Consider the following 12,885-nt stretch of genomic DNA (forward strand, 5'->3'; position numbering starts at 1 on the left):
CCATGCAGCGCCTGATGATTGCCGACGCATCCGAGATCGTGCGCACGGTTGCCAAGCGCATCCTGTCGGAAATGGGCTTCCTGGTGGCGGAGGCGGGCAGTGACCGCGAGGCACTGATGCGCTGCCAGGCGGAACTGCCGGCCATCCTCATCGTGGATGCGGGGCTTGAAGGCGCGCTGGAACTGATCTCCCGCGTCAAGGCGCTGCCCGAAGGCGGCCGGGTGCGCATCTATTACTGCGTCATCGAGGCCGATCTAAAGAAGATGATGCTCGGCAAGCGGGCCGGCGCCGACGATTTCCTGCTGAAGCCGTTTGACCGCAAGATTCTTTCTGCCGTGTTTGGCGCCTATGCGGTTGCCGCCTGAGGCGCAGCCGCCCCTTTCCTTCACGCAATGCTACCGCACCGGCCGGGGCGTCGTTCCCGTCTGCCTGTCGATCGGGGCAGGGCTTGCAGCCTTCGGGATCCGGCTGAAACGCAAAACGCCCGGAGAAAGCTCCGGGCGCTCGACGGATCGCGGGTCTCTTTAAGGGGGGTCAGGCTGTTTCGGCGTATTCGCCGCCATCCGGTTCGCGCAGCACGTAGCCGCGGCCCCAGACGGTCTCGATGTAGTTCGCGCCGCCTGCGGCGTTTGCCAGCTTCTTGCGAAGCTTGCAGATGAACACGTCGATGATCTTCAGTTCCGGCTCGTCCATCCCGCCGTAGAGATGGTTGAGGAACATTTCCTTGGTGAGCGTCGTGCCCTTGCGCAGCGACAGAAGCTCCAGCATCTGGTATTCCTTGCCGGTCAGGTGAACCCGCTGGCCGCCGACTTCGACGGTCTTGGCATCCAGGTTCACGACCAGTTCGCCGGTCACGATGATCGACTGGGCATGACCCTTCGAACGGCGGACGATGGCGTGGATGCGTGCAACAAGCTCGTCCTTGTGGAACGGCTTGGTCATGTAGTCGTCGGCGCCGAAGCCGAGGCCGCGAACCTTGTCCTCGATGCCGGCCATGCCGGAGAGAATGAGGATCGGCGTCTTGACCTTGGACAGACGCAGCGTGCGCAGAACCTCGTAACCGGACATGTCCGGCAGGTTGAGATCCAGCAGAATGATATCGTAGTCGTACAGCTTGCCGAGGTCGACGCCTTCTTCCCCGAGATCCGTCGTGTAGACGTTGAAGCTCTCGGACTTCAGCATCAACTCGATGCTCTGGGCAGTCGCGCTGTCATCTTCGATGAGTAGAACCCGCATAATTTTCCCCTTTACCGCCGCGAAGGTATGAATGGCCCCCTACGCGAGACGGATCCAGACGTTGCCTGATTTGGAAGCTGACACCAATTGGTTAACAAACTCTGACTCCCTTTGGCAAGGCACAGGAATTCGTTAAACAAACTTGGTATTCGCCTGATTTCTCTTGTGAATCTGCCAGCGCCATACCTGAATCTGCTTGTGAGGAATTCCTCGTAAGTGATTCAGACGACTCATCATTGTCGTCTGCCGAAATCGGCCATGGCATTTACGGACCCTTAAACGATCGTCCCTATCATTAACGATGCCCGTAAATGAAAGGTTACCGCGGACGGGGTTTTCATTAACGCCGCGGCAATTTTTCAGTCCGAAGTGTTGCAGCTCGGACTCAGGGGGAATTGGAAAAGGAGCCGGGGTCTCGCTATCCACGGGAGTATTGCGTATGAAGACGCGTGACAGCCTTGTGCGCCTGAAAGAATTTCAGGTGAATGAAAAGCGCCGCCAACTGCAGCAATTGCAGCTGATGATGGCGGAATTCGAACGAATGGCGAAAGAACTGGAGCACCAGATTTCGCTGGAAGAGAAGAAGTCGGGCATCACGGACCCGAATCACTTCGCCTATCCCACCTTCGCAAAGGCGGCGCGTCAGCGGGCCGACAATCTGCAGGTGTCGATTCGCGAATTGCGCGTGCAGCAGGAAAGCGCCGAACTGGCGCTGGAAGAGGCCCAGGCGGAGCTTGCCAAGGCAACGGCCCTGGAAGAACGCGACGGGCATCAGCGCGCCCGCGCCTGACGCCGTCATCGTGACCGGTTTTTGAGGCGTGCACGCGAGGGGGCGTGCGCGCTTCCTGCCGTTTGTACAGCTCGCCCGTGGCCGATCACCAGCTTCGGAACGGGCTCAGGTCTTCAGGATATCCTGCCAGTCCGGATGCCGGTCGAGTTGCGCCTTGAAGAAGGGGCAGAGCGGGATGATCTTCCATCCGCCGGCACGGGCGGCCTCGACGGCGTGCAGCGCCAGCGTCTGGCCGACACCCTGGCCGCGCAGCGCATCAGGCACCAGCGTGTGGTCGATGATGATGAGGCTGGGCGAGGCGCGCGAGAAGGTCATCTCGGCGGTCGTCCCGTCGATCGTCGCGTGATAGCGCCCGCCGGAGGCGCCGTTTTCTTCGTGAATCTGCATCGAACATCGTCCTTTCCTTGGCCTCAGCCTGCGGAACTAGCGCGCGGCGGCGGGAAAGGAAGGTCCTGATGCGGCGTGCAAGTCTTGCACGATCCCGCGGTCTGCCGCTCGGCGGTGGGGGGCTTGCGGCTGGCGGTGGTCCTCGCTCAGCCTTGCCTGTCCTCATGGCGGCGGGGCGCACATTGCCCCGTCATTCTGCCTGCCGTCGATGCATCGGGGGGAGGGGGCAACGAAGCCCAACGCCGACGAGCCCCTGGACGTCTGCCCCGGGGGTCGGCCATGTTCCGCTCGAACGCTGCCGTCTAGTGGCGATACTGCTGGATGCGCGTCGTTCTGAGGCCCGGAAGGCCATGGTCATTGATCGACGACTGCCAGGACAGGAATTCTTCCACCGTCAGCGTATAGCGTTCGCAGGCTTCCTCGAGGCTCAACAGGCCACCGCGCACCGCCGCAACCACCTCTGCCTTGCGGCGGATCACCCAGCGGCGCGTATTGGCCGGCGGAAGGTCCGCAATGGTCAGGGGGCTGCCATCGGGACCGATGACATATTTCACTCGTGGACGGATCATTTCGGTCATTGGACTCTCTACACTACACAAGACCACGGCAGTGACCGTACTCACGCAGATTTTAACATTTGGCTAAATGGGAACCCGGTTTTGTCGGAAATCGCTGACGAAACACATTTTGCCCCACATTTTTTCGTAGATCCGTGCGGCTGTTTTGTCTTTCGCAAGATTAGAATGTTCTTGTTCAAGGTTTGAAGGCGCCTTGTGCGAGCAAAGCGCCCTGACCGGCAGTCGTGCCTGCCGGCGTTTCTAGACCAGCATCAGCCAGAGTTCCGTCCGCCCCGCGCCCTCGTCCAGCACCGCCGTGCCGGCATGCAGGAGGCTGAGCGTGTCGCCCTGCGTGAGGCTGGCAAGCGTGGTGCCGCTGACGGTGAGAGGGGCGGCGGAGGGAAGGGACAGGCCAAGCAGGGTGCTGCTGCCATTGCGGCGCAGGCTCACCGTATGGCCGGAGGATGCGGTGGCCGACACCGTAAGGCCGAGCGCATAGAGGCCGGTTGCCGGCACCACCAGTGCATTGCCGCCACCGGCCTGGGCCGCGCCGAGCGTAACCCCGCCCTGTTCCAGCGCCAGCGTGGAAAAGCCGGTGGAGGCGCCTGCCGCCGGGCTCGATGTGCCGGCGGCGCGATGGGCGCGCGCCATCGGCCGTGCCGGCAGCGTCACGCGCCCCTGGCCGTCGATGCTGAGGCCGGTGCGCCAGGTGGCGCCATCGGCGCTTACCTTCACCGAAAACGCGTCGTTGCCGGCAAGGCCCATCTCGGCGCGGCCGGACCAGTTGCTCTGAAACAGCAGCGAGGCGGTCTCGGCGGCGCCCGCCTTGTTGATCTTCAGCTGATGGCCGGCGCCTGCATGGTTGAGCAGCGTGGAGGGCGAGGAGACCGCCAGCCGGTTGCTGGCGTCCGGCGTCGCGCCGATGCCGAGAAGGGCAGGGGTCAGCATGTCCGGAAGGCCGGGCTCCACCCAGCTGCTGCCGCCATAGGCCATGATCCGGTTCGTCGACCGGAACCAGGCGAGGAAGCCCGGGCGCGGGGCAAGAAAGCTCCAGCCGCCATCCTGCCAGATTGCGATCGTGCCGGCGCGCCCGGCCCAGGCGCCGGTGGCGCCGGTCGCCACCGCAAAGCGGCTTGCCTCTTCCGGCGCGGCCGGCGGGCTTGTCGTTTCCGCCTCGATCGTCAGCTGGACGAGCTGGTCGAGGCGCAGCAGCGCCTCGTTGTGGGTCACGTGTTTCTGGGCCTGCGAGGGCAGGATATAGGGCAGTGCCAGATTGGGCGTCGTATCGGCCATGACTTTTCTCCGCTTGCGTGTCGCGCCAGTCTAGACGCGCTGCGGCGGGTGGGGATGAAAAGGGGGGCAAGTGCCTGAAATCATGGAGGCGCGGGCTCCTCTTGTCCGCGCAGCGCCGCACGGCTTTCGCTCGTGGCGGCCGGGCAGGCGTGGCCGTCAAGCCACGCCTGCCCTTTTCGTGGGCGCCGCCATCAAAAGAGACAGAGGACGATGCGGATGGCCCTTGTTCTTTGCATTGCATATGCGAAGGTGAGGCGATTGTTCCAGGATACCCGCATGCGCTATTCCGCTTTCGAGATCATCAAACAGGCCTTTTCCGGCAACCGGCACTGGAAGCCGGCCTGGCGGGAGCCGCAACCGAAGCCGCATTACGACGTGATCATCGTCGGGGGAGGCGGGCACGGGCTTTCCACCGCCTACTACCTCGCCAAGGAATTCGGCATCAGCAATGTTGCAGTGCTCGAAAAGGGCTATCTCGGCTCCGGCAATGTGGGACGTAACACCACCATCATCCGCTCCAACTATCTTCTGGAGGGCAACGAGCCCTTCTACGAGTTTTCCATGAGGCTTTGGGAAGGGCTGGAGCAGGACTTCAACTACAATGCGATGGTCTCGCAGCGCGGCATCGTCAACCTCTTCCATTCCGATGGCCAGCGCGATGCCTATGCCAGACGCGGCAATGCCATGAAGATGCATGGCGTCGATGCCGAGCTTCTCGACCGCGACGGCGTGCGCAAGATGATGCCCTACCTCAACTTCGATCATGCCCGCTTCCCGATCCTCGGCGGGCTCTACCAGAAGCGGGCCGGCACGGCGCGCCACGACGCGGTGGCCTGGGGCTATGCGCGCGGCGCCGACAGCCGTGGCGTCGATCTGATCCAGCAATGCGAGGTGACCGGCATCCGCCGCGACGAGACCGGTCGCGTTCTCGGCGTCGAGACCTCGAAGGGTTTCATCGGCTGCAGCAAGCTGGCGCTCGCCACCGCCGGCCACACCTCGGTCACGGGCAAGATGGCGGGGCTGGACCTGCCGATCGAGACGCATGTGCTGCAGGCCTTTGTCTCCGAGGGGCTGAAGCCGGTTATCCACAATGTCATCACCTATGGCGCCGGCCACTTCTACATCTCGCAGTCCGACAAGGGCGGCCTGGTCTTCGGTGCCGACATCGACTACTATTCCTCCTATGCGCAGCGCGGCAATCTGGCGACGGTGGAACACACCATCGAGGAAGGCGTGTCGCTCATTCCCGGCCTGTCGCGCGCCCGCGTGCTGCGCGCCTGGGGCGGCGTGATGGATATGTCGATGGACGGCTCGCCGATCATCGACAGGACGCCGATCGACAATCTCTATCTCAACTGCGGCTGGTGCTATGGCGGCTTCAAGGCAACGCCGGCCTCCGGCTTCTGCTTTGCCCATCTGATCGCGAAGGACGAGCCGCATTACACGGCCCGCCTGCTGCGTCTCGATCGATTCCAGCGCGGTTTCGTGGTGGATGAAGGCGGCAAGGGCCCGCAGCCGAACCTGCACTAGCCGAAGCTTTTCCGACGAGACGGCACTGACGAGACGAAGAACCCATGGCAAGCCTGATCACCTGTCCCCATTGCGGGGTGCGCCCGAAGGAAGAGTTTTCGATCCGCGGCGATGCCGTGCCGGTGCGTCCCGCGCCGAATGCGGGTGCCGAGGCGTGGTATGCTTATGTCTATGTGCGGGACAATCCGAAGGGCCGCATCCAGGAATACTGGCACCATGCGGCCGGCTGCCGCCGCTGGCTGGTGGTGGAGCGCGACAATGTCACCCATGAGGTGTTTTCCGTTCGCGATGCGGCCGATGTCGCACGCAGCGGCAGTGGGGAGGCGGCCTGATGGTGTCCCATCGCCTCGCTGCCGGCGGCCTCGTCAACCGCGGCAATGCCTTGTCCTTCACCTTCGACGGCAAGACCTATCGCGGTCTGCAGGGTGATACGCTGGCCTCCGCGCTGCTGGCCAATGGCGAACTGCTGGTCGGCCGCAGCTTCAAGTATCACCGCCCGCGCGGCATCGTGACGGCAGGCTCCGCCGAGCCGAATGCGCTGGTCACGGTCGGCACCGGCGCGCGCTCCGAGCCCAATACACGGGCGACGGTGGCCGAACTCTATGACGGGCTGTCCGCGGCAAGCCAGAACCGCTGGCCGTCGCTGGCCTTCGATATCGGTGCCGTCAACAGCCTGCTGTCGCCCTTCCTGTCGGCAGGCTTCTACTACAAGACCTTCATGTGGCCGGCCTCCTTCTGGGAGAAGGTCTACGAACCGCTGATCCGCCGTGCTGCGGGGCTTGGCCGTCTCGTCACGGAGGCCGATCCGGACCGCTACGAGAAGGCTTGGGCGCATTGCGACCTGCTGGTGATCGGTTCCGGTCCCGCCGGCCTGATGGCGGCCCTTGCCGCCGGTCGCGCCGGTGCCCGCGTCATCCTCGCCGACGAAGGTTTTCGCCTCGGCGGCTCGCTTCTGTCGGAAAGTTCCGCGGTCGGTGGACTTCCCGCTGCGGAATTCGCCGGCCAGATGCTGGCGGAACTGGCGACACTCCCGAACGTCACCCTGATGCCGCGCACCACCGTGTTCGGATGGTATGACGACATGGTGTTCGGCGCGGTGGAAAAGGTCCAGAAGCACGTGGCCCTGCCGACGCCGGACCTGCCGGTGGAGCGGCTGTGGCGCATCGCGGCGAAGCGGGCGATCCTGGCCTCCGGTGCCGAGGAGCGACCGCTGGTGTTCGGCGGTAATGACCGTCCGGGCGTCATGACGGCGGGTGCGGCGCGCACCTATCTCAACCGCTACGGCGTGGCGATCGGCCAGCGCGTGGCGATCTTCACCAATGGCGGCTCCGGCTATGCGCTGGCGCGCGACCTTGCCGCGAGCGGTGTCGAGGTGACGGCGCTGATCGATGCCCGCAAGGAAAGCGGCGATGCGGTGCCGGACGGCGTGCGGCTGATCCGCGGCGGCGCGGTGACGTCGACCAGAGGAACGCGCGCCCTGAAGGGCATCATTGCCGATCGCTCCGGCTTTGAGGAGGACCTTGCCTGCGATGCGCTCGCCATGTCCGGCGGCTGGTCGCCGGTCGTGCATCTGATGTGCCAGCGTGGCGCCAAGCCTGTCTGGTCCGACGAGCGCCAGGCCTTTCTCGCACCGGATGTCGGGGCTGCCTTCGTGGCGGCCGGCAGTGCGGCGGGGCTTGATCGTCTCTCCGCCTGCCTGCGCGACGGGGCCGACAAGGCGACGGTGCTTGCCCGCGATCTCGGCTTTGCGGCCTACGAGGCCGAAATCCCAGATGTCGCCGGAGATTATGATCCGGATTTCGCGCCGCTCTGGTATGTGCCCGGCTCGAAGGGCAAGGCCTTCGTCGATTTCCAGAACGACGTGACGGTGGCCGATCTCGGGCTTTCGCAGCGCGAGGCCTATTCGCATGTGGAAATGACCAAGCGCTATACCACCGGCGGCATGGCGACCGATCAGGGCAAGCTCGGCAACGTCAACACCATCGGCATCGTGGCCGGGATGCGCGGCGTTTCCCCGGCCGAGATCGGCACCACCACCTTCCGGCCGTTCTACACGCCGGTCTCCTTCGGGGCGATGGCGGGGACGGCGCGGGGCGAGCATTCGCGGCCCGTGCGCCGCTCGCCGCTGCATGGCTGGGCGGCCCGCAACGGTGCAATCTTCGTCGAGGCGGGCCCCTGGTATCGCTCCTCCTGGTTCCCGCGCGAAGGCGAAAAGACCTGGCGCGAGGCGGTCGATCGCGAAGTGCGCACGGTGCGCGCCAGCGCCGGCCTGTGCGATGTCTCGACGCTCGGCAAGATCGAGATTTTTGGGCCTGGCGCTGCGGAATTCCTCAACCGTGTCTACAGCAATGCCTTCCTGAAACTTCCCGTCGGCAAGGCCCGCTATGGCCTGATGCTGCGCGAGGACGGCATCGTTTATGACGACGGCACCACCAGCCGGCTCTCGGAAAACCACTACGTGCTGACCACCACCACGGCCTATGCAACGGAGGTGATGGCGCATCTGGAATTTGCCGCGCAGGCGCTGTGGCCGCATCTCGACGTGCGTTTTGCCTCGTCCTCCGACCAGTGGGCGCAGATGTCGCTTGCTGGCCCGAAGGCGCGCATCATCCTGCAGCGGGTGGTGGAGGACGATCTGTCCGACGCAGCCTTTCCCTTCCTTTCGGCCCGCACGGTGCTGCTCAAGGGCGGGCTTGCCGCACGTCTGTTCCGTATCTCGTTTTCCGGGGAGCTTGCCTATGAACTGGCCGTGCCCGCCGGCTATGGCGAGGCGGTGGCGGATGCCATCATGGAGGCGGGCTATGAGGAGGGCATCTGCGCCTATGGCGTGGAGGCGCTCAACGTGCTGCGCATCGAGAAGGGACATGTGACCCACAACGAACTCGACGGCCGCACCACCGCTGACGATGTCGGTCTTGGCCGGATGATGGCGATGCAGAAGCCTGATTTCATCGGCAAGCATCTGGCAACCCGCTTCGGTCTCACCGCCGCCGACCGGCTGCAGATGGTGGGCCTGAAGCCCGTGGAGGCGGATGCCGAGATCAAGGCGGGCGCGCATCTGCTCAAGGAGAATGCCAAGCCCTCGATGGTCAACGACCAGGGCTTCGTCTCCTCGGCCTGCTATTCGCCGACGCTGAACTCCTTCATCGCGCTCGCCATGCTGAAATCCGGCCGCGAGCGCTATGGTGAAAAGATCGTGGTGTGGGATGCGCTGCGCACCAGCGAGGTGCTGGCGGAGGTCTGCCCGCCGGTCTTCGTCGATCCGGACAACAAGAACCTGCATGTGTGAGGTGACGCTGCCCATGACCCTTTCCTTCGCGCATCGTCACGTTCTGGAAGATCATATCGTCGGCTTCGAGACCAGGCCGAACCCGCATCACCTGGCGGTCGTGCGCCGCCCTACCATCCTCTGCGTGCTCGCCCATGCCGGTTTCGAGGGCGGCGTCAAGGCCGCGCTTCATGCGCTGGAGGGCGTCTGCGTTCGCATCTGCGGACCGGCGGAATGGCTGGTGGTGTCCCATTCGGTAGGTCCGGAGGCGCTTCTGCGGCTGGTGCGGGAGATCGAGGGCGTCTCCGCCTTCGATCACAGCGATGGCCGCGTTCTGATGCGGATTGCCGGGCCGAACGTGCGCAGTATCCTCGCCAAGTGCCTGGCCGTCGACCTGCACCGCGACAGCTTTGCGCCCGGCGCCTCGGCCAACATCCTCATCGCCCATGTCGCCGGCAACCTCGCCCGGATCGGCGAGGATGCCTTCGAGATCATCGTGCCGCGCTCCTATGCCGGCACGGTGTTCGAGGAGGTCAAGGAGATGGGGCGCGAGTTTGCCCTGACCGCCGGGTTTTCTGAAGACTGATCAGGCCGCAACTTCCCGCGGCTGCCGCGAAGGGCCAAAGGTCAGAAGCGCAACCAGGGCGCTGGCCACCGCGCAGACGGTCATCACCAGGATCAGCGGCAGCGCCGTGCCATCGTCAAGAATGCCGATGGCGAAGCTGCCGAGCGCGCCCGCGCCGAAGCCGAGGGCGCCCATCAGCGCGGCGGCGGTGCCGGAAATGGCGCCATGCGCCTCCATGGCCAGCACATTGCACGTCGGCATGATGCCGCCGATCGTCATCACCATCACGAACAGCAGGACACAGACCGACGCCAGCCCGGCAATGCCGAGAAGCTGCATCGTCAGCAGGATCAGTCCTGCCGCGGCATAGACACTGGTGCTCACCTTTACCATGGCCCGGATGCCGATATGCGAGGCGAGCTTCGCGGCGATCTGCGTGCCGATGCCGATGCCGATCGCGTTCAGGCTGAAGATCACCGCATAGGTGATCGGCGACAGGCCGTAGACATTGATCAGCACGAAGGACGAGCCGGCGATATAGGCAAAGAAGCCGCCCTGCGCGAGGGCAAGGACCCCGGCATAGGGAATGAAGCTGCGCGTGAAGAGCAGGCGCGCGTACCAGCGGACGGCAGCGGTGGGCCGGCTGGTGGCGCGCAGCGCCGGCGCACGTGTTTCCGGCAGCATGGCGGCCGTGAGGAAGGCCACCAGCACGCCGAGACCGGCAAGCGCCGCGAAGATGAGGCGCCAGCTTGCCCATTGCAGGATGACGCCGCCGACGAGCGGCGCGAGCACCGGCGCGATGCTGAGCACCAGCACGACCGCAGACATCAGCTTAGCCGCCGCCTGTCCGGTGTGGACGTCACGGATCGAGGCGGTGGCAATCACCATGCCGATCGAGCCACCAATTCCCTGCAGGAAGCGGAAGCCGAGCAACTGTCCCGCGGTTGCGCTGAACAGACAACCCAGGGAGGCGATGACGAAGATCGCCAGTGCCAGATAGATCATCGGCTTGCGCCCGGTGCGGTCCGAAACCGGACCGTAGAACAACTGGCCGATGGTGAAGCCCACGAAATAGGTCATCATGCTGAGCTGGATGTGGGCGTCGCTGGAGGCCAGATCCTGGGCCATGCGCGGCATGGCTGCCACATACATGTCGGTTGCGAAGGGGCCGAGCGCGCAGATGGCGCCCAGCGAGATGGCAAGTGGCGTGTTTTTTTCTTGCATGAGGGTGTTTCCGTAGCGCAAGGAGGTGTCGGCACATTTGGAAACGTATTCGTTTCCTCTGGATGCAAGGAAACGCAATCGTTTCTTATTGTCAACGGGTATCGGGGAGGATTCAGCGATGGCTTTTGTGCCGGGATCGATCGGGCGGCCGCCCAGCCTGTCGGATGAGGAGCGCAAGTCCTTGATATTGCAGGCTGCTGAAACGGTGTTCGAACAGTTCGGCTATGGCGATGCAACCATGGAAGAGGTGGCACGCGCCTGCGGCATGGCTAAGAAGACGGTTTACAAGTTCTATCCGGACAAGGCTTCGCTGTTCGGCGCGCTTGTGGAGAGCCATGACGACATTGCGCTGAGCGAGGTCCGCTCGCCTTCTCCGCTCGGCGATCCGCGCGACAGGCTGACCCGCATGCTGCAGGAACTGGCGACCCTCATCCTGTCGCCGCGACAGATCACTCTGACGCGCCTGGTCATTGCCGAGTCGATCAAATATCCGGAGCTGGCGCGGCGGTTTCACCGCGACTGCGTGGAAAAGACACTCGGACATGTCACGCAGGCGCTGACCCAGGATGCTGCGCTTCAGCTGCCTGACGGGGTCGATCCGCGCATCGTTGCAGACATGTTCGTGTCCACCGTGCTGGGCACCGTCCATCTGCGAGCCCTGATGCTGAACATGCGCAAGGCGGAGCTTGAGGCCGAATTGGCCGCGCGCATCGCCTTTGCCACGGACATGATCGCCCGGATCTTCGTGCGCACCGACTGAAGCGGGCAAGGGGCGGCACCTAGGAAATGGCGAGGATCTCCAACTCCTGTCCGCCGAGACTGACCGCATCGCCGACTGCCTTTCCGATCAGCGCACGGGCCACCGGCGAGACATAGGAGATGGTGCCGGCCTTGGGGTCCGCCTCGTCTTCGCCGACGATGCGATAGGTCTGCACGCGTCCGTCCTCGCGCTCGAACCGCACCGTGCTGCCGAAGGCAACGACGTCATGCGATGCGGGGTCGGGCCGGACATCGGCAGTGCGCAGACGCTCCGCGAGATAGCGGATGTCGCGCGCCGGTCCCGCCGTCTGGCGGCGGCGCTCGTTGACGTCCTCGATGGCATTCGCGGCGTCATGGGCGGCCCGTGCGTCGGCCAGTTCCCGTTCCAGCGCTTCAAGTCCGGTCTGCGTCACCAGATTGGGATGAGGCGAAATGACCCGTTCCGGCAGAATGGTTTCCGCGGCGGTTTCCGCACTGTCTTCCTTGGTGAAGGCTACGCTCAAGGCTGTTAAACTCCGCTGGTTGGTGAAGCGCGATGTGATACACCCCTGCGAGGTGAGGGGGAAGGGCGAAGCGGAGTGTGGGCCTGCGGCTTGCCGTGTGTTATTCTTGCGCGACTGAGAACGAGGGTGCTGTCATGCTGGCTCGGCGATCATTGCATATCACGCTTCCTGAGGATCTGGCCGAGATGGTAAGGTCCAAGGTGGAGTCCGGCGAATATGCCAGCGAGAGCGATGTCATCAATGAAGGATTACGGTCGCTTGCGGTGCGTGACGCATCTTTGGACGACTGGCTGCGCGATCAGGTCGGCCCCGCTTATGACCGCTACAAGGCCGATCCGGCGGTCACCGTTTCACTCGATGATGCCATGCTTCGTCTGAGGGGGCGCATCGCAGAACGCTGGAATGAAGGACGGTGAAACGCCATAGCGTCCGCCTGATGCCGGAAGCGGAAGCCGATCTTCTCGACATTTTTCTGTCCATTCGGGACCTCTCCAGCTCCGAGGAGGTCGCCTCCGGATATTTGGAACGCATCCTGCGCTTTCTATCGTCCTTCGAGACGTTTCCCGAGCGCGGCAGTCTGCGCAGCGAGGTTCGGCCCGGCTTGCGGATCATCGGATTCGAGCGTCGCGCCAGCATAGCTTTCGTCGTCGAAGAAAACAGTGTCGTCCTCTTGCGGATTGCCCATGGCGGGCGGTCGCTCGGTTTCGAGGACCTTTAGTGCGCGCCCGCACCATGCCGCAAACGGCACAATTTGTTTCGCGAAAACGACTATT

15 protein-coding genes are annotated in these 12,885 nt (G+C 64.1%); 9 read left to right on the forward strand and 6 right to left on the reverse strand.

The annotated features are described in order from the left end of the window. The first annotated feature begins 2 nt into the window (after window positions 1-2). Window positions 3-365, forward strand: coding sequence for a response regulator (locus KLP42_RS05980; RefSeq protein ID WP_215565261.1), 363 nt, complete (start codon window positions 3-5; stop codon window positions 363-365). A gap of 169 nt (window positions 366-534) precedes the next feature. Here the strand turns inward: KLP42_RS05980 and ctrA are convergent, their stop codons facing one another. Beyond that, window positions 535-1,236: a response regulator transcription factor CtrA gene (gene ctrA, locus KLP42_RS05985; RefSeq protein ID WP_143126741.1), complete on the reverse strand. Its 702-nt coding sequence runs from the start codon at window positions 1,234-1,236 to the stop codon at window positions 535-537. Between the two features lie 439 nt (window positions 1,237-1,675). On the opposite strand from ctrA, the gene KLP42_RS05990 reads away from it, so the two are divergent. After that, the gene (locus tag KLP42_RS05990; RefSeq protein WP_143126742.1) at window positions 1,676-2,026 is read left to right on the forward strand and encodes a flagellar export protein FliJ; all 351 of its coding nucleotides are present in this window, start codon (window positions 1,676-1,678) and stop codon (window positions 2,024-2,026) included. A 105-nt stretch (window positions 2,027-2,131) separates the two neighbouring features. Here the strand turns inward: KLP42_RS05990 and KLP42_RS05995 are convergent, their stop codons facing one another. The 3 genes from KLP42_RS05995 to KLP42_RS06005 form a co-directional block, all read right to left on the reverse strand. Further along, window positions 2,132-2,413 (reverse strand): GNAT family N-acetyltransferase, encoded by a 282-nt coding sequence (locus KLP42_RS05995; RefSeq protein WP_215565262.1) that lies wholly within the window; start codon window positions 2,411-2,413, stop codon window positions 2,132-2,134. Window positions 2,414-2,715: 302 nt separating this feature from the next. After that, complete coding sequence (sciP, locus tag KLP42_RS06000; RefSeq protein WP_006725852.1) at window positions 2,716-2,991, reverse strand: CtrA inhibitor SciP; 276 nt, start codon at window positions 2,989-2,991, stop codon at window positions 2,716-2,718. A gap of 240 nt (window positions 2,992-3,231) precedes the next feature. After that, a complete protein-coding gene (locus tag KLP42_RS06005) occupies window positions 3,232-4,263 on the reverse strand; it encodes a DUF2793 domain-containing protein (RefSeq protein WP_215565263.1) in 1,032 nt (343 codons plus the stop codon). Window positions 4,264-4,539: 276 nt separating this feature from the next. On the opposite strand from KLP42_RS06005, the gene KLP42_RS06010 reads away from it, so the two are divergent. The 4 genes from KLP42_RS06010 to KLP42_RS06025 are packed head-to-tail and all read left to right on the forward strand — an operon-like array spanning window position 4,540 to window position 9,647. Beyond that, the gene (locus KLP42_RS06010; protein WP_215565264.1) at window positions 4,540-5,793 is read left to right on the forward strand and encodes a sarcosine oxidase subunit beta family protein; all 1,254 of its coding nucleotides are present in this window, start codon (window positions 4,540-4,542) and stop codon (window positions 5,791-5,793) included. 44 nt (window positions 5,794-5,837) lie between these two features. Next, window positions 5,838-6,125, forward strand: coding sequence for a sarcosine oxidase subunit delta (locus KLP42_RS06015; RefSeq protein WP_215565265.1), 288 nt, complete (start codon window positions 5,838-5,840; stop codon window positions 6,123-6,125). Continuing rightward, window positions 6,125-9,082 carry a sarcosine oxidase subunit alpha family protein gene (locus KLP42_RS06020; protein WP_215565266.1) on the forward strand — a complete coding sequence of 986 codons (2,958 nt, stop codon included), beginning with the start codon at window positions 6,125-6,127 and terminating at the stop codon, window positions 9,080-9,082. The genes KLP42_RS06015 and KLP42_RS06020 overlap by 1 nt, the downstream gene beginning before the upstream one ends. 13 nt (window positions 9,083-9,095) lie before the next feature. Further along, entirely contained in the window at window positions 9,096-9,647 is a 552-nt protein-coding gene (locus tag KLP42_RS06025; protein WP_215565267.1) for a sarcosine oxidase subunit gamma, read from the forward strand. Here KLP42_RS06025 and KLP42_RS06030 read toward each other — a convergent pair whose 3' ends face one another. Next, complete coding sequence (locus tag KLP42_RS06030) at window positions 9,648-10,850, reverse strand: multidrug effflux MFS transporter (protein WP_215565268.1); 1,203 nt, start codon at window positions 10,848-10,850, stop codon at window positions 9,648-9,650. Between the two features lie 118 nt (window positions 10,851-10,968). Here KLP42_RS06030 and KLP42_RS06035 point away from each other — a divergent pair, with 118 nt between their 5' ends. After that, window positions 10,969-11,610 carry a TetR/AcrR family transcriptional regulator gene (locus tag KLP42_RS06035; protein ID WP_215565269.1) on the forward strand — a complete coding sequence of 214 codons (642 nt, stop codon included), beginning with the start codon at window positions 10,969-10,971 and terminating at the stop codon, window positions 11,608-11,610. Window positions 11,611-11,629: 19 nt separating this feature from the next. On the opposite strand, the gene greA is transcribed toward KLP42_RS06035, so the two are convergent. Continuing rightward, window positions 11,630-12,112 (reverse strand): transcription elongation factor GreA, encoded by a 483-nt coding sequence (gene greA / locus KLP42_RS06040; protein ID WP_215565270.1) that lies wholly within the window; start codon window positions 12,110-12,112, stop codon window positions 11,630-11,632. Between the two features lie 134 nt (window positions 12,113-12,246). Between greA and KLP42_RS06045 the strand changes: the two genes are divergently transcribed. Both KLP42_RS06045 and KLP42_RS06050 read left to right on the forward strand, forming a co-directional pair. Continuing rightward, complete coding sequence (locus KLP42_RS06045) at window positions 12,247-12,528, forward strand: ribbon-helix-helix domain-containing protein (protein WP_215565271.1); 282 nt, start codon at window positions 12,247-12,249, stop codon at window positions 12,526-12,528. Window positions 12,529-12,548: 20 nt separating this feature from the next. Continuing rightward, the gene (locus KLP42_RS06050) at window positions 12,549-12,830 is read left to right on the forward strand and encodes a type II toxin-antitoxin system RelE/ParE family toxin (protein ID WP_252192774.1); all 282 of its coding nucleotides are present in this window, start codon (window positions 12,549-12,551) and stop codon (window positions 12,828-12,830) included. Window positions 12,831-12,885: the final 55 nt, after the last annotated feature.

The organism is Rhizobium sp. CSW-27 (assembly GCF_018760785.1).
GTDB lineage: Bacteria > Pseudomonadota > Alphaproteobacteria > Rhizobiales > Rhizobiaceae > Neorhizobium.